At 40.0% G+C, this 17,736-nt stretch carries 15 protein-coding genes; 11 read left to right on the forward strand and 4 right to left on the reverse strand.

Features of this window, described 5'->3' with window-relative positions:
• Positions 1-25 precede the first annotated feature (25 nt).
• Positions 26-979 carry a zinc-binding dehydrogenase gene (locus tag IGL24_RS00790; RefSeq protein ID WP_207699282.1) on the forward strand — a complete coding sequence of 318 codons (954 nt, stop codon included), beginning with the start codon at positions 26-28 and terminating at the stop codon, positions 977-979.
• Between the two features lie 130 nt (positions 980-1,109).
• Here IGL24_RS00790 and IGL24_RS00795 read toward each other — a convergent pair whose 3' ends face one another.
• The gene (locus tag IGL24_RS00795; protein ID WP_207699281.1) at positions 1,110-1,664 is read right to left on the reverse strand and encodes a biotin transporter BioY; all 555 of its coding nucleotides are present in this window, start codon (positions 1,662-1,664) and stop codon (positions 1,110-1,112) included.
• Between the two features lie 909 nt (positions 1,665-2,573).
• Complete coding sequence (rpsD, locus tag IGL24_RS00800) at positions 2,574-3,185, reverse strand: 30S ribosomal protein S4 (RefSeq protein WP_010734406.1); 612 nt, start codon at positions 3,183-3,185, stop codon at positions 2,574-2,576.
• A 323-nt stretch (positions 3,186-3,508) separates the two neighbouring features.
• Between rpsD and IGL24_RS00805 the strand changes: the two genes are divergently transcribed.
• The 9 genes from IGL24_RS00805 (at position 3,509) to IGL24_RS00845 (ending at position 13,796) form a co-directional block, all read left to right on the forward strand.
• Positions 3,509-4,306: a formate/nitrite transporter family protein gene (locus IGL24_RS00805; protein WP_206854492.1), complete on the forward strand. Its 798-nt coding sequence runs from the start codon at positions 3,509-3,511 to the stop codon at positions 4,304-4,306.
• A gap of 28 nt (positions 4,307-4,334) precedes the next feature.
• On the forward strand, positions 4,335-4,967 hold the full coding sequence (locus IGL24_RS00810) for a DNA alkylation repair protein (RefSeq protein WP_206854490.1): 633 nt from the start codon (positions 4,335-4,337) through the stop codon (positions 4,965-4,967).
• 14 nt (positions 4,968-4,981) lie between these two features.
• A complete protein-coding gene (locus tag IGL24_RS00815; protein WP_207699280.1) occupies positions 4,982-5,755 on the forward strand; it encodes an HAD family hydrolase in 774 nt (257 codons plus the stop codon).
• A gap of 432 nt (positions 5,756-6,187) precedes the next feature.
• Positions 6,188-6,985, forward strand: a complete 798-nt coding sequence (locus tag IGL24_RS00820) for a TIGR00282 family metallophosphoesterase (RefSeq protein WP_206854486.1) — start codon at positions 6,188-6,190, stop codon at positions 6,983-6,985.
• A 15-nt stretch (positions 6,986-7,000) separates the two neighbouring features.
• Positions 7,001-7,375: a YlbF family regulator gene (locus tag IGL24_RS00825; protein WP_206854776.1), complete on the forward strand. Its 375-nt coding sequence runs from the start codon at positions 7,001-7,003 to the stop codon at positions 7,373-7,375.
• 13 nt (positions 7,376-7,388) lie between these two features.
• Positions 7,389-9,977 (forward strand): DNA mismatch repair protein MutS, encoded by a 2,589-nt coding sequence (gene mutS, locus IGL24_RS00830; RefSeq protein WP_429966354.1) that lies wholly within the window; start codon positions 7,389-7,391, stop codon positions 9,975-9,977.
• A gap of 17 nt (positions 9,978-9,994) precedes the next feature.
• Positions 9,995-12,088, forward strand: coding sequence for a DNA mismatch repair endonuclease MutL (gene mutL, locus IGL24_RS00835; RefSeq protein ID WP_206854482.1), 2,094 nt, complete (start codon positions 9,995-9,997; stop codon positions 12,086-12,088).
• A gap of 28 nt (positions 12,089-12,116) precedes the next feature.
• Positions 12,117-12,683 (forward strand): Maf family protein, encoded by a 567-nt coding sequence (locus IGL24_RS00840; protein WP_207699278.1) that lies wholly within the window; start codon positions 12,117-12,119, stop codon positions 12,681-12,683.
• Between the two features lie 168 nt (positions 12,684-12,851).
• Positions 12,852-13,796, forward strand: coding sequence for a tocopherol cyclase family protein (locus IGL24_RS00845; protein ID WP_207699277.1), 945 nt, complete (start codon positions 12,852-12,854; stop codon positions 13,794-13,796).
• A 167-nt stretch (positions 13,797-13,963) separates the two neighbouring features.
• Here IGL24_RS00845 and msrB read toward each other — a convergent pair whose 3' ends face one another.
• Entirely contained in the window at positions 13,964-14,410 is a 447-nt protein-coding gene (gene msrB, locus IGL24_RS00850; protein WP_206854472.1) for a peptide-methionine (R)-S-oxide reductase MsrB, read from the reverse strand.
• 281 nt (positions 14,411-14,691) lie between these two features.
• Positions 14,692-15,405, reverse strand: coding sequence for a trehalose operon repressor (gene treR, locus IGL24_RS00855; protein ID WP_207699276.1), 714 nt, complete (start codon positions 15,403-15,405; stop codon positions 14,692-14,694).
• Between the two features lie 232 nt (positions 15,406-15,637).
• Between treR and treP the strand changes: the two genes are divergently transcribed.
• Positions 15,638-17,617: a PTS system trehalose-specific EIIBC component gene (gene treP, locus IGL24_RS00860; RefSeq protein WP_207699275.1), complete on the forward strand. Its 1,980-nt coding sequence runs from the start codon at positions 15,638-15,640 to the stop codon at positions 17,615-17,617.
• Positions 17,618-17,736 lie beyond the last annotated feature (119 nt).

Below are 17,736 nucleotides of genomic sequence, written 5' to 3' on the forward strand. Positions count from 1 at the left end.
TAAGTGGTGTTAGGAGATAATGTAGATGAAAGCCTTATATTTTGAAAGCTTTGGAAGTTCGGACGTCTTGCAGTATGGTGAACTTCCTGAACCCGTAATTGCCAACAAAGAACTATTAGTTCAAATGGAGTATATAGGACTGAATTACGCAGATATCTATCGAAGAAAAGGAAATTACCATATCGAAAAAAATATACCTTATATCAATGGCTATGAAGGAGTAGGCACTGTAGTGGAAATAGGTACCGCGGTCGCCGAGTATGAAGTTGGTGATAAAGTCTTGTTTGTTGATGTTCCGTTTGCTAATGCTGAATTGGTAGCTGTACCTGAAGAAAAGGCGATAAGAATACCAAAGACAATCGATATCCAATTAATAGCAAGCGTTGGGCTACAAGGCTTGACCGCAGATTTTTTAGCGCATGATCTAGGTTTGAACGGCAAGGATGAAAATGTTTTCGTACATGGTATCAGTGGTGGCGTGGGGCAAATCTTATCGCAAATGCTCACGGCAGATGGCGTCAAAGTTTATGGTGTGACTTCTACAGAAGAGAAGCAACAACTCGCATTGAGCCAAGGTGCAGAGATGGTTTTTTTGAGAAATTCTGGTTGGGAACCTGAATATCATTCTTTTTTTGATACTGTCTATGATGGCGTAGGATCTACGTTACTTGAGAGTATTTCGTTGGTCAAAAATAGAGGAAAGGTGGTTTTCTTTGGTATGGCTGGGGGAAATCCACCAGCTATTGATTTCATCCAATTATTATCTCAATCAAAAAGTATACTAACTGGCGATTTATGGGATTACTTGACCAGCGCAAACCAACGAAAAGAAAGAAGCGCAAGGCTGTTCAAGTATTTTGAAGAGGAAAAAATAGTAACAAGTCCACCAACGATTTATGCTTTAAAAGAGGGGAAACAAGCACATGAGCATCTTGAATCCGGTAAAAGTATCGGGAAGATACTTTTGCAACCTTCGTAAGTTCTTTCGTCACCAATCTAGTATAAGAAAAATATTTCGGTAATAAGGGGGAATCCACCAAAATTTGGCTCATTTGGTGGATTCTGCTTTATTTCCCGAAGTCAAACATTTATATCTCCATCTCCGCTAGTTATTTTTTTGATGAAAGAATCGTTTCTGATTTGAAATGTAGTCGTCTTCGCAAGGTACTTCCAACGTACGCTGCCCCTGTACTTTTGATCAATTCTGGCAATAAAAAAGGAACGAATCCGCTGAGTAGAGCTGTTTGAAATGATAAATTACCACTGAATGATAACCACAGAGTTCCGACAACTAAAGCAAGAAGAGAGCCGAATAGATTGGCGTACCAAGCGTGAAAGAAGCGAGAACTGGACTTTTCAATCCACCAACCAATGACGAAAGATTGAAGAATAAAACCAAAAAGGTAACCACCTGATGGGCCAAATAAGACGCCTATTCCCCCAGTCATACCGGAAAAGACGGGGAGGCCAATCAACCCTAATAAGAGATACATACAAACAGCGAGAGTACCAGTACGTTTCCCTAGGAAGGTGGCGGTCAACCCAATCGCAAAAGTCTGGCCAGTCAGTGGAATCACACCTAATGGAATCGCAAATTGTGAGAGTACAGCAATGATTGCTGTAAATTCGGCAACGAGTATAAGTTCTTTTAATGATTTTGTCATCAGCTTTCCTTTCGTTAACCATTTTATTTTTAAAGGTTAACGAAAATATAGAGGAAAAGAAAACAAATGTAAAGGATCCGTATATTTATTTTTTTGTTACATTACGTGAAGCAAGAGTGCAAAAATATTTCCGCACGTAGAAAAAAGTATGAATAGCAAGTGTTTTGATACATGCTATAATTTTTATATAACATAAACAACTATATTTTGGCACATAGAAAAATGAGGATTTTTTGAATTTGAATCTTCTATAGAGAGGTGCCCAATGTAGTCAATGAAATCGTTTGTTGATTCAATCGATCAGCTAGACATTCATTGATTTACAATGGGCACTAAATGTTGTTTGAGTAATGAGTGTGCCAAGAATCAGCAACTGTGAAAGTGACAAGGTAATCTGTCTATCCACCATTGATAAAGGGAAAACGAAGCAGTTGATTGTTTAAAGGAGACATTTCATTAGGAAAGCAACGATGCTGACTATTTTGTTCCATTCAAAGCATCACACTTTAGAGATCTTTTTCTTTTCCTCGTCTAGATTAAGTGGAAGGTATTCAATGACGATGTTTTTAGAGAACAATAGGCGAACGACAAAAGCTTCGCTGTTCGATCACCCAAATAAAGAATCTTTTAATGTTCCTTCCTATTGATCCAGTCACTGAAACACCTGAAACAGCTAAAGCCAACATCCAAAGATAGTACTCGAATCAGCGTGACATATACGCTGTTTCGAGTGCTATCTTTGGATATGTGCCGGCTTGAGGAGAGGAGGTTGGTTTCTTGTTACTTGGAGCTAACCGGATTTTTCACAACCTCGATAAACGGTGTTCAAAAAGCTGACCTTCAACAGTAAGCTAAAAAAACCAGCTATCCATAAGATAGCCGGCTTTTTTTGTACCAAAGTTTTTTGAATTATAGGCTTTGGTTGTAGTATTCAACGACAAGAGCTTCGTCGATTTCTGGGTACAATTCGTCACGTTCTGGTAAACGAGTCAATGAACCTTCTAATTTTTCAGCATCGAAGCTTACGAATGCTGGACGTCCAACAGTTGCTTCAACTGCTTCTTTAACAGTTGAGATGTTTTGTGATTTTTCACGAACTGAGATCACTTGACCAACTGCAACGTGGTATGAAGGGATGTCAACGCGTTTGCCATCAACCATGATATGACCATGGTTAACTAATTGACGTGCTTGACGACGAGTAGTTGCAAGACCTAAACGATAAACAACATTGTCTAAACGTTGTTCTAGTAAGATCATGAAGTTAACCCCGTGTTTACCTTCTTTGATTTTGCTTGCTTTAACGAACAAGTTACGGAATTGACGTTCGTTCATACCGTACATATGACGTAATTTTTGTTTTTCAGTTAATTGCATACCGTATTCTGATTGTTTGCCACGGCTGTTTGGTCCATGTTGACCTGGAGCGTAAGGGCGACGTGCTAATTCTTTTCCTGTGCCAGATAATGAAATACCTAGGCGACGAGAAATTTTCCATGATGGTCCTGTATAACGAGACATTAAAATTTCCTCCAATAGATAACTATATTTTTTGGAGTAAAATAATCCGTTAAAAAATTCATAATCGTATAGTTTGTTCTTCAATCTTCACCTTTGCAGCCGCGGTTACACAATTGAACCCGAAGCGGGGCAACAAACTAGGGACGAGTTATTATTTTTCTGCTGCATTATTTTACACGAATAACAGTATAAGCGATATGACTGGTCAATGTCAAGCGAATAAGTAGCAAAAAAGCTTTACAAACCTCGACTCTGTCTATAGAATAAGAGGGTATATGCCAAAAGCATGAAAATAATTGAACAAATCTTAAAGGAGAAAAGAGATGAACCCAGTATCACCGTTGTTTGAAAAGATTGAAGCATCAATCGAAAAGAAAGTTGATTTGATCGAAAATAGTTACGCCCGCTATGCTGTGCGTGCTGTATTAGCTAGTTTGTTCTTGACACTTGGAACCGCTGTTGCTTTTTCGATTGCGATCAAAGGTGAGCATATTGCTCATGGCTTTGGAAAGATGCTTTATGCGTTTATGTTTAGTTGGTCGTTAGTAATGATTTTATACATGAATGCTGAACTTGGTACCTCAAATATGCTTTATATGTCAGTTGGGGTCCAACGTAAGCGATTAAAATTAGGACTAGCTGCAAAAATTCTGTTTACTTGTATTTTATTTAACTTGATCGGTGGGGTATTATTTGGCTTTTTAGTTTCTTTGACTACACCATTCCAAGATCTGCCGATGGATAATTATATGTTAGAGTCGATCGCAGTCAAATTGACGAAACCGACGATGACAATTTTAGTGGAAGCAATGTTTGCCAACATTGTAGTAAATACAGCGGTATTGATCAGTATGAGAATGAAAGATGATGCGGGGAAAGTCTTAGCAATTGTTTTCATTATTTTCATTTTTGCTTTTCTAGGCTATGAACACGTTATCGCCAATTTCCCAGCATTTACATTAGCTTATTTCGTTTCAGGCGGACACATGGACGCGATGACAGTGGGCAATATCATCCACAACTTAACGTTTGCTTTGATTGGAAACTATATTGGTGGAGGATTAGTGATTGGTTTAGGCTATGCATGGTTGAATCAATCGAAATCATCTTATGTTGACTAAGAGGTACCTCTAAAAGGGAGGAAGTGTTTTGGAGAAAATCATATTTCCTAAAAACACCGAAAAAGCGGTACAGATGGAAGCTTATATGAAACATCATTTCCGCTTTGCTGGTGTGCCTAAGCCAGAAAGAGCATTGATACAGAAATCATTAATGAAAGAAAGTCAGAAGTTACCTGTTCCTGAACTACTTTCTTTAGTAGCTGATTACTATGCACGAGAAGAGCGTGAATATCAATATTTAGCGATCGATCTAGTCCAGAAGAACGTCAAACGACTCTCTTTTGAGAATCTAGTATGGTTGCGTGAACTTGTCTCACAGAAGGAATGGTGGGACAGCATTGATTCATGGCAAAAAGTCTACAGTACATGGGGGAAACTTCATCAAGAAATCGAAGCTGTTTTCCAGTTATTTGAAGGTCAAGAAGACTTTTGGTTGAGACGCATTGCGATTACCTTACAACTAGGTTTTAAAGAGCAGACAGATGTCACTTTACTTGAACGGGCGATTGATGCAGATCGTTCAACAAAGGAATTTTTTATTCAAAAGGCCATTGGTTGGGCGCTGCGAGATTATAGTAAAACAAATCCACTTTGGGTAAAAGAACAATTGACGAAAGAATTAAGCAAACTTGCAACGAGAGAAGCAAGTAAGTATTTATAGAGAGGCGAGATAGAATGACACGCAAATTAATTGCTTTTGATATCGACGGCACGTTGTTAGACTCCAACAAGCAAGCGTTGGATAGTACAAGGGAAGCCTTGGAAAAACTGCGTAAAGATGGACATTTAGTGACGATTGCTACAGGGCGTAGTCGCTTTCACGCACAAGAAGTTATCCGTGATCTAGCATTTAGCAATTATATTCTATGTAACGGTGCAGCCGGATTTTTGGATCATGAACAAGTCTACAAAAATTTGCTGGATGAAGAACAGTTACACCAATTTATTCAAGAAGCACAAGAAAAGGCTATCGATACCGCATTTGTTAGTTTGGATTCAATCAAACGCTTTTCATCTAATCGTATCGATATGATGGAAGATGCGATGCATTCATTTGGTGCGCATTTACCAGAATTGGATGAAGACTTTGTTGAAAAACAGGATGTGTATCAAGCATTAGCTTTCTTTGATCACTCTTATGACCAACAATTCAGTGCTTACGATCGTATCCGTTTTGTGCGCTGGCACGAAAATAGTGTCGATGTGGTGCCGCACGATGGTTCAAAAGCGGTAACGATTATGAACCTGGCGAACCGAGTGGGGATTGCGCCAGAAGACGTCATCAGTTTTGGTGATGGACAAAATGATCGTGAAATGCTGCGTATGTCTGGTATTGGCGTCGCAATGGGCAATGCAGTACCAGAAGTCCAAGCAGAAGCAAAAATGGTCACAGATACGAATGATCAAGATGGTATTTGGAAGGCTTTGAAAGAATTAGCTTTGATTTAGGTCAAAGAAATACTTCGACAATGCGCTTAGCAAAACAGAGGACATGCAACAGAATTTTCTGATTGGATGTCCTCTGTTTTTTTCTTAGCATATCATCAGATAGTTACTTTGTTCCTTCTTTGAAAACAATCTTTTTTCGGGAGGTGATATCATGGGGAACATCGTCTTTTATTTAGTTTTAGTTTTTAAATTTCTGTTTTGGTTCATGCTCTTCATAGGTTTAGCCCTGTCTATTGTTTACTTAGTAAAAAGAATAAAAAATAAATTTTGATCAATTTACATAGTTAGAGATAAGGAGAGGGAAAGCTGTTGCTAGCTAGTTCCAAATTACCTTTCTTGATATTCTAGAAAACAGCTTCTATTACAACCTCTTTCCTTTCTTTACTAAAACACTTATAATATAAGATACGTTAGAAGAGAAGAGGAAATCGTGTGCGGGTATTGTTTATTGGTGATGTAGTAGGTGCGATGGGTAGAGAAATGATCACAGAATATCTCCCTCGTTTGAAGAAAAAATATCGTCCACAAATGACGATCGTTAATGGTGAGAATGCGGCATCTGGTCGTGGGATCACAGAGAAAATCTATAAGAAGTTTCTGCAAGATGGCGTAGATGTCGTAACGATGGGAAATCATACATGGGACAATCGGGATATTTTTGAATTTATCGATGATGCGAAAAAAATGGTTCGTCCAGCAAATTTTCCAGAAGGAACGCCTGGACAAGGGATTGTCTTTGTCAAAGTCAATCAATTGGAGCTAGCAGTCATCAATATGCAAGCTCGTTCATTTATGGTTGATTTAGATGATCCATTTCGTAAAATGGCCGAGTTAGTCGAAGAAGCTCGTAAAAGAACACCGATCATCTTTGTTGATTTTCACGGAGAAACAACGAGTGAAAAACAAGCGATGGGTTGGTTTTTAGACGGGAAAGTGTCTGCGGTGGTCGGTACACATACCCATGTTCAAACGAATGATGCGCGTATCTTGCCACAAGGAACGGCTTATTTGACGGATGTTGGTATGACAGGACCATATGATGGGATTTTAGGGATGCGCCGTGAACCGGTCATTGAAAAATTCTTAACGGCGTTACCAAAACGTTTTGAAGTAGTAGAACAAGGTCGAGGAATCTTAAGTGGCTGTATCTTAGATATTGACGACCAGACGGGGCAAGCGAAAGCAATCGAATTGATCCAAATCAATGAAGACCGCCCTTATAGAGAGTAGAAAGTGAGAAAATCTGTGCAGGATGAAATGACGATCCAATTAGAAGTCGATCAGTTGGCGACTCTTTTAAAAAAGAATGAAACGATCAAACGCTATCAAGAATTGGAACATAAAGTCAAACATAGTCATTACTTGAATGAACAAACAGAAGCATTGAAGCAAGCACAAAAAGATGCCGTACAATATGCGCATTACGGACAAAAAGAAGCAGAAAAAGAAGCCATCAAACGAATCGAGGTCTTGACGCAAGCAATCGATGAATATCCTTTAGTGATTGCTTATCGCCGTCAATTGATGGAAGCAAATGAGTTGTTGCACCATTTGACTCAAATGATCCAAAATGAAATCAATGAGTATATAGAGGAGGAGCAAAATGCCTCAAAAAACTAAGAACACTCCGATGATGGAACAATATCTAAGCATCAAGGCACAATACCAAGATGCTTTTTTGTTCTATCGTCTCGGAGATTTTTATGAATTATTTTACGAAGATGCTGTCAAAGCAGCGCAAATCTTAGAACTGACTTTAACAAGCCGCAATCGTAATGCAGATGATCCTATCCCAATGTGTGGTGTCCCACATCATTCGGCGCAAGGATATATCGATAGCTTGATCGAAAAAGGATACAAAGTGGCGATTTGTGAACAAGTCGAAGATCCTAAAACGACCAAGGGAATGGTCAAACGCGAAGTCGTGCAATTAGTGACTCCTGGAACAGTGATGGATAGTAAAGGACTATCAGCCAAAGACAACAATTTCCTGACGGCAGTGGTCAATCAGGGTTCTGCTTTTGGTTTTGCCTACGCAGATTTGAGTACAGGCGAGCTAAAAACGGCTCGTTTGGTCGATGAAGAAGCTGTTTTGAATGAAACTTCTGCTTTACAAACAAAAGAACTGATTCTAGGAACAGAGATCAGCGAAACATTATATGAACAACTAAGCACTAGACTTGGTTTAGTCTTCTCAAAACAAGAAAGTGTAGAAGAAAATGCGGAATTCAGTTTTCTAACGAGTGAGTTGACGGATGAATTAGAAAAAGAAGCGACTGGGAAATTACTGACTTATTTAGCAGTCACGCAAAAAAGAAGTTTGGCACATATCCAAAAAGCGGTCGAATATCAACCGGATCATTTTTTGAAAATGGATTATTATTCTAAATTCAATTTAGAATTAAGTCAGTCGATCCGTACAGGAAAAAAACATGGCACGCTACTATGGCTATTAGATGAAACAAAAACAGCGATGGGTGGACGTTTATTAAAACAATGGCTCGATCGCCCGTTGATCCAATCCCATCAAATCACTGCTCGCCAAGAAATGGTGGCATCGCTGATCGATAGTTATTTTGAACGGCTTGATTTGCAGAGTGCGTTGACGAAAGTCTATGATCTGGAACGTTTAGCTGGGCGAGTCGCTTTTGGCAATGTCAATGGTCGAGATTTGATCCAATTAAAAACATCGCTTCAGCAAGTGCCGATGATCCGTGAATTGATCGCAGGTATCGATAAAGGGCAATGGACAGAGTTGTTGCAAGATATGCAACCGATGGATACATTGGTTGAACTGATCGAACAAGCGATCCAAGATGAGCCGCCTTTACAGATCACCGAAGGAAATGTCATCAAAGACGGATTTAATGAACAGTTAGACACCTATCGTTCTGCGATGAGAAATGGCAAACAATGGTTAGCAGAATTGGAAGCTAGAGAGCGTCAAAGTACAGGGATCAAAAATTTAAAAGTTGGCTTTAACCGAGTGTTTGGCTACTACATTGAAATTACGAAAGCCAACCTGATGAATGCTGAACTGGAAAAATATGAACGAAAACAAACGTTAGCAAACGCGGAACGTTTTATCACACCTGAATTAAAAGAATTAGAGACACAAATCTTAGAAGCTGAAGAAAAATCAGTCGATTTGGAGTATCAACTCTTTTTAGCCGTTCGAGAAGAAGTGAAAAAAGCAATCCAGCCATTGCAAACCTTAGCAAAATCATTGAGTACTGTGGACGTCTTGCAAAGCTTTGCGATGATCAGTGAACGCTATCAGTATGTCCGTCCAGAATTGACGAACCAAAAGACGCTAGTGATCGAAGAAGGACGTCATCCGGTGGTAGAAAAAGTGTTGGGGCATCAAGAATACATTCCCAATAGTGTGATCATGTCAGAAGAAGAGATGATCTTGCTGATCACTGGGCCAAATATGTCTGGTAAAAGTACGTATATGCGTCAATTAGCATTGACGGTCTTGATGGCACAGATGGGTTGTTTCGTTCCTGCACAAAAAGCAGTGTTGCCGATTTTTGATCGGATCTTCACTCGGATCGGTGCGAGTGATGATTTGATTGCGGGACAAAGTACCTTTATGGTAGAAATGATGGAAGCCAACCAAGCCTTGCGTCATGCGACACCAAATAGTTTGATATTATTTGATGAACTTGGTCGAGGAACAGCAACCTATGATGGGATGGCATTAGCACAGGCGATCATCGAGTATATCCATCAACACGTCAAAGCCAAAACATTATTTTCTACGCACTACCACGAGCTGACGGTGCTTGATACAGAATTACCACAATTGAAAAATGTCCACGTCGGGGCAGTCGAAAAAGATGGCGACGTCGTGTTTTTACACAAGATGATGGACGGTCCAGCAGACAAAAGTTACGGGATCCATGTAGCTAAGATTGCGGGACTGCCAGATGAATTATTGACACGTGCATCTGCGATCTTAGCCTTTTTAGAGTCAGGGGAAACGACACATCATGTCTCTGCTCTTGAAGCATCTGTCACGAAAAAACGTGACTATTCAATGACACCAACAGATCAAGAAACGCATTATGTCAACGAAGAGAGTCAACAATTGTCCTTATTTGGCGAAGTGACGGAAGCTGAAACTCAGGTCATTTCTTCGTTGAAACAATTGAATCTCTTAGAAATGACCCCAATGGATGCGTTGAATAAATTGTACGAATTACAAAAACAATTATAGGAAGAAGGTGCTGATCAATGGCGAAAATCCAGGAATTATCCGAACGCTTAGCCAATCAAATCGCAGCAGGAGAAGTGGTTGAACGACCAGCTTCTGTTGTGAAAGAACTTGTTGAGAATGCCATTGATGCCCATAGCTCTCAAATCGATATTCTGGTAGAAGAAGCCGGTTTGAAAAAAATCCAAATCATCGATAACGGGGAAGGTATCTTAGCAGACGATGTTGAAAATGCGTTTAAACGACATGCGACGAGTAAAATCCATAACCGTGATGATTTGTTTCGCATTCGGACATTAGGGTTTCGCGGGGAAGCTCTTCCTAGTATTGCGTCTGTCTCGGAGCTGACGATCGAGACAGCAAACCAAGAAGAAACACAAGGGACCTATCTTGAATTAAAAGGTGGGGAAGTATTGACGCATCGCCCTGCACCATTAAGACAAGGCACCAAGATCACAGTGAGCAACTTGTTTTTCAACACACCAGCACGGTTAAAATACGTCAAGACGTTGCAAACAGAATTAGCCAATATAGGGGATATCGTCAATCGACTGGCGTTGAGTCATCCTAACATCGCCTTTCGCTTAGTTCATGACGGCAATAAGATGCTCGCCACAGCTGGTAATGGAGACTTGAAACAAACGATTGCAGGAATCTATGGACTTTCGACAGCGAAAAAAATGTTAAAAGTCGAAGCAAAAGATCTTGATTTTGAAGTTTCAGGGTACGTTTCTTTACCAGAAGTCACTCGAGCGAGTCGGAATTACCTATCGACGATCATCAATGGTCGTTTTATCAAGAACTTTTCATTGAATAAAGCTATCGTGGCCGGTTATGGATCGAAACTAATGGTGGGGCGTTTTCCTATCGCTGTGTTAGAAGTCAAAATGGACCCGTTACTTGTCGATGTGAATGTCCATCCAACGAAGCAAGAAGTCCGCTTATCGAAGGAAAAAGAACTGACCGAACTGATCACACAAGCGATCCAACAAGCGCTAAGTCAAGAAAATCTGATTCCTAGTGCAGCAGATAATCTTCGCTTTAAGAAAAAAATCGCAGATCAGCCGAAAACGGAACAAATCGAAATCGATCTTTCTTATGCGTTCGAGGAACCAACAAAGAAACCACAAAGTTTAAATTTTGACCGACAAACGGGCACGTTTTACGTTGAAGAAAATCCACAAAAAACGATACAACCTGTTGATAAGTCTGTGGAAAATGTTGAAAACCTCCCTGTTTTTTCTGAAGATACACTGAATTATCCAGAAAAAGAGGAGAAAACGGTGGATAACTCTGGTGAAAGTGTTGATAACTTTGTAGAAAAAACAGTGGATAACTTTCAAGCAATTGATTTATCCACTGTTGATAACTATGAAGAACCACACGATCCAGTGGAAGAAAGTGAAGCAGAACTTGATCGTGGGCAAGAAGAACTCAAACTGCATCCCGAATTTGATCTGACTCAAGATAGTCGTAGTTTAGAAAAAGCCATTGATAAGATCGAGCAGGAAGTACCCACACAACGGTTTCCGCAGCTTGAATACTTTGGACAGATGCACGGAACCTATCTTTTTGCGCAAAGCAATGAAGGATTATACATCATTGATCAACATGCTGCGCAAGAGCGGATCAAATATGAATATTTCCGTGAAAAAATCGGTGATGTTTCAGATGATTTACAAGAATTACTCGTTCCTTTTGTTTTAGATTATCCCAATAGTGATGCCATCAAGTTAAAAGAGAAAAAGGAACTATTGGAAGAGGCAGGAATCTATCTGGAAGAATTTGGCCAGAATAGTTTTATCGTCCGAGCGCACCCGACATGGTACCCAAGTGGAGAAGAAGAAGCGATTATTCAAGGGATGATCGATATGTTATTGACGACTGGTGAAGTGAGTGTGAAGAAATTCAGAGAAGCAACGGCGATCATGATGAGCTGTAAACGATCGATCAAAGCGAATCACTATTTAAATGAAGCACAAGCAAGAGTATTATTAAAAGACTTGGCAAAATGTGAGAATCCATTCAATTGCCCGCACGGTCGTCCGGTATTGATCCACTTTACGAATTCAGATATGGAACGAATGTTCAAACGAATCCAAGACCCGCATTGATCGATGAGGCTCGAAAGGAAGTTTTTTGATGAAAATAATATTGGCATCGCAATCGCCTAGAAGAAAAGAATTACTCGGTCGATTAGTGTCCGAATTTACGATCCAACCAGCAGACATCGACGAGACACCTCAGCTACAAGAAGACCCGATTGCTTATGTCCAACGGATGGCGGCAGAAAAAGCGGCGGCTGTTCAAGAGGAAAACGAAGAAGCGTTAGTTATTGCCAGTGACACCACCGTGGTTTTAGGAGACGAAATTCTTGGAAAGCCAGAGAATGACGAAGACGCAAAACGGATGTTACGCAAATTTAGTGGAGACACCCATGATGTCTACACAGCCGTTGTACTAAGTGACGGAACTCAAGAAGAACACATTCTTTCCCATGCGGCAGTTACTTTTTATGAGTTGACCGAAGAAGAGATCGAACGGTATTTAGCAACTGGCGATCATCGCGATAAAGCGGGAGCGTATGGCATTCAAAGTTACGCAGGGGCTTTTGTAGAGTCGATTTCTGGCGATTATTACAGTATCGTTGGCTTTCCGATCGGCGCAGTCAATCAAGCATTGAAGAAATGGGCAGATATTTTGTCTTAATGAATAAAATGAGAAAAACACACGATCCGTCTGTCACCAAGCGGGGCGTGTGTTTTTTCGTATACTGATAAATTGAATGATTTTATGCCACGCCCTCGGTTCAAGCGTATCAACTAGAAGCTATAAAAAAACATGGTAAACTTAATTTATCTGAGGGGAGTGGACAAGGTGATTACAACGGATAAGTTTTATCATGGCGAAACGAAAAAAGCGCCGTTTTTTGAAGGTTGGTATTTCAAGCATCAAATAGGTAATGAAGTTTATGCATTTATTCCGGGCTACTCGATCGGAGAACAAGGAGAAAAGTGCCCGTTTATCCAAGTGATCAATCACGAATCTTCGGAAGTATTTCATTTTGACAGTGAAGCATTTATGGCAAGCGAAGATCGTTTATTTGTCAAAATCGGTGAGAATACATTTAGTAAGGAAGGGATCACACTGGCTTTACGGAGCCCGTCATTGACAATAGAAGGAACGATTTCTTATGGGGAATTTATTCCATTGAAAAGAAGTCGCTACGCGCCAAGCATCATGGGTCCTTTCTCGTATTTATCTTTTATGGAATGTTATCATGGCATTTTAAGCATGAAACATTCGTTAAAAGGAGAGTTGCGATGGAATGGAGAAACGATTGATTTTACAGATGGTGTCGGCTATTTGGAAAAGGACTGGGGAAGTTCATTTCCTGCTACCTACCTATGGGTTCAATGCAATCAGTTTGTTGCCTCGGATGCTCGTTTTTTCTTCTCCGCAGCTGAGATTCCATTTTTAGGTTTTGGTTTTTTAGGCATCATTTCGGTTTTACAAATCGGTGGGGAAGAATATCGTTTGTCCACATATGATGGAGCTAAGATTTCGGCTATTTTTCGTGAAGAGGATCACCTGATCATTCGAATAAAGCAAAAAAATCTTGAACTAGAAATCCAAGTCTTAGCAAAAGAGGGACATCCGCTGATGGCACCACAACAAGGTCAGATGAGTCGGATCATCCGTGAAAAAGCGAGCACAGAGATGACCTTGATTTTCCGTAAAAACAAGCAGGAAGTTTTTCATCAAAAGGGGAACGCCGCTGGTTTTGAGGAAGTAGGAAATCTCCGTGGGCATGAATATTAAGTATAAAAAAAAGCGACGGTAATAGTAGATATATCGTGGTTTCTGAAACTGAATAGTCGGTATTCCAGAAGTCTTTTCTTCAAAAAAAGCCCGCACCTCCAAATTAGAACAATTTCGGGAGGTACGGGCTGATTATTTTTTAATAGTGTACTTCAGTTACATCCAATTTATTCGACAATTGATTTATATTCGCTGTAACCTGCAGCATCCATCTCTTCATAAGGGATAAACTTCAAAGCCGCAGAGTTGATACAATAGCGTAAGCCGCCTTTATCTGCGGGACCGTCATTAAACACATGTCCGAGATGAGAGTCAGCTTCATTACTTCTTACTTCGACACGGTGCATCCCATGAGAAAAGTCCGCTTTTTCTTTGATGTCTTTTCTGCTGATTGGTTGGCTAAATGCCGGCCAGCCACAGCCTGCATCATACTTTTCCGCAGAACTAAAAAGTGGTTCGCCGCTAACGATATCGACATAGATCCCTTTTTCATAAAAGTCGTCGTATTCTCCGGTAAATGGACGTTCTGTCGCATTTTCTTGTGTCACTGCATAAGAAATCGGAGATAATGTTTCTTTTAAATCCTCTTTGTTTGTGTCGGTTGGTTTACTCATTGCTAATGCCCCCTTTGTCTCCTAATCATACTGCCATCTGAAATAGAAGCAAACAATCTGCTTTAAGTAGGGAGGATAGCCTAGCGATTTAGCGGAAATTTAACGAACAGTAGAAAACACGCTCGTTTTTTCTGTCTTGTGCCGTAGTGCTAATCGCTTCTTTTACAACCTGTTAAACGGTGTTCGAAAGCCAACTCCTACGATAATAAGCCAAGACCTGAAAAAATATGGGAAACTATTTTCTCAGGTCTTGGTTTATTACTTGGAGCTACCCGGCTTTCTCACAACCTTCTTCTCCGTGCAAATTCCACGAAACGGAATTTGTCGAGGCGGTGGATCGATTCAGTGTATTCGAAGCATTCAGTATTTTCTAAATAAACAAGGCCGCGAACGATCACGACGTAAGGATCGTCGTGGAGATCCATAGACTCCGAGATACTGGCATCGATTGGTTCGACGGTGATTTCTTTTTGAGCATAGGCAATGGAGAGATCTAGCTCATTTTCAAAGTATTCATAAATCGAATTGGCTGCTTGTTCCTTAGTCAAAGTTGGAACGGTTTCTTTTAATAAATAGTCCCGATCTAAAATGACGACTTCGCCATTGATTTTTCTTTGACGGACTAAATGCCAGACAGGTGTATTGACTGGCCAACCGGTCACTTTGTGTAATTCTTTGTCGACCACTGTTTCTTCCAGTGTTTGTACGATCGTTTCACTCGGGATATGTTGATTTTCTTGAAGTTCCTTATAGCTTGTTAGTCCAGCAATCGGAAAATCAAAACGGTTTCGGTCTAAAACAATCGATCCTTTTCCTTGTTTCTTTTGGATATATCCTTCTGTCGTCAATAGATTAAGTGCTTTACGAATTGTTTCCCGTGAAACACCATAGATTTTGATCAATTGATTTTCGCTGGGTAATAAAGTATGAGGAGGATACTCTTTGTCTAAGATTTTCTTTTCTAAGTCTAAAAAAATTTCATTGAATTTATTCATCGTTCCTCTCCTTTGGTCAATCATTCATTCTTCGCTTATTCACTATACTACAGCTATATGTAGATTTCAAACTGGACTTAGACAGAAGATCGATGTTTCTATGACAGGGATAAGAGCGATTTCAAATTATTTTCTTTTTTAACATAAAACGCTTGCAATTTGTTAAGAAAAACATTATAGTGTGAGTACAAAGCAACTTGTATAAACAAGTAGAATGAAAGGGGTTTATGTTATGGGGAAATATCAAGCAGATGCCGAGAAGCTGTTAAAAGGAGTCGGCGGGAAAGAAAATATCGCTGCAGTTAGCCATTGTGCGACACGTATGCGCTTTGTTTTAAATGACCCTGCAAAAGCAAATGAAGCTGAGATCGAAGAGATTGACAGTGTAAAAGGAATGTTCACCAATGCCGGTCAATTCCAAGTGATCATCGGGAATGATGTATCAACATTTTATAATGACTTTGTTGCGGTATCAGGAGTTGAAGGCGTTTCAAAAGAACAAAGTAAAGCGGCGGCAAAACAGAATCTTAATCCGTTGCAACGAGCAATTGCAGTTCTAGCTGAAATCTTCACACCATTGATTCCAGCAATCATTGTTGGGGGTTTGATTTTAGGATTTCGTAATGTGTTGGAAGGTATCCAATTTGAGAGTTTAGGTGGAACGATTGCAGAAAGTTCTACGTTTTGGAATGGTGTCAATTCATTCTTATGGTTACCAGGAGAAGCGATTTTCCATTTCCTACCTGTAGGGATTACTTGGAGTATTGCAAAGAAAATGGGAACGACACAGATTTTAGGAATTGTTTTAGGGATTACTTTGGTTTCACCGCAATTATTAAATGCCTATAGTGTCGCATCAACTGCCGCTGCAGATATTCCGTTTTGGGACTTTGGCTTTGCACAAGTACAAATGATTGGTTATCAAGCGCAAGTCATTCCAGCGATGCTTGCCGGATTCTTGCTTGCCTATTTAGAGATTTTCTTCCGCAAGTATATTCCGCAATCGATCTCAATGATTTTCGTGCCGCTATTCTCACTGTTACCAACAGTTATCGCTGCTAATGTGGTTTTAGGTCCAGTCGGTTGGGCAATCGGTAACTGGATTTCATCTATCGTAAATACTGGATTGACTTCATCGATCAGCTGGTTGTTCAGTGCATTATTTGGTTTCTTATATGCGCCATTAGTTATCACAGGTTTGCACCATATGACAAATGCGATCGATATGCAGCTGATTGCTGACTTTGGTTCAACTAATTTATGGCCAATGATCGCTTTATCAAATATTGCACAAGGATCTGCTGTACTAGCAATCATCTTCTTGCACCGTGGCAATAAGAAAGAAGAACAAGTTTCTATCCCAGCGATGATTTCTTGTTATCTAGGGGTAACGGAACCAGCAATGTTTGGGATCAACTTGAAATATGTTTATCCATTTGTAGCTGCAATGATCGGTTCTGGTGTTGCAGGGATGTTTGCAAACTTGATGGATGTTCGAGCAAATGCTATTGGTGTTGGTGGCTTGCCAGGAATCTTAGCAATCCAAGCACAAACTTGGTTGCCATTCACGATTGCAATGATCATCGCAATCATCGTGCCATTTGGTTTAACAGTAGTCTTTAGACGTAAAGGGATCTTGAATAAATTAGATCCAGTCAATCCAGAAGAAGTAAGTGTCTTACAAACTGCAGAAGGTGTGTCGATTCCTACACAAAACTTCGAACCAACAGGAACAGCTGCTGTTGCTACTGCAAATGAAGAGCTATTCGCCGTTGCAGACGGACAAATCAAAGCAATTACAGACGTGAATGATCCAGTTTTCTCACAAAAAATGATGGGTGAAGGCTATGCGATCGTTCCTGACGATCAAAAAATCTATGCGCCAGTCAATGGTAAAGTAACTAGTGTGTTTGAAACAAAACATGCAATCGGCATTTTAAGTGAAACGGGTGTAGAAGTTCTTGTTCATATGGGGCTTGATACCGTTGAGTTGAAAGGGTTACCGTTCAATGTTTTGGTGAAAGAAGGAGATCTAGTTTCACCAACCACGCAATTAGCAGAGATGGATCTTGCTGCTGTTGAACAAGCTGGTAAACAAACAGATGTCTTAGTTGTGCTAACAAACATGGATAAAGTGGCTGATTTTTCATTAAGTAAATCAGGCAAAGTACAACATGAAGAAATGATTGGACATGCCTCGATCAATCGTTAATAAACAGATGGAATACACTACGAGTTTGGGTCTTTATCAAAGATCTAAACTCGTAGTTCTGTTTTCGGGAATACTTTTTTTAAATCGCAAAGTATGCTACAATGGATAGAAATATGGGA

Origin of the sequence: Enterococcus sp. DIV2371 (genome assembly GCF_050498525.1) — a bacterium.
Taxonomy (GTDB): Bacteria; Bacillota; Bacilli; order Lactobacillales; family Enterococcaceae; genus Enterococcus_B; species Enterococcus_B mangumiae.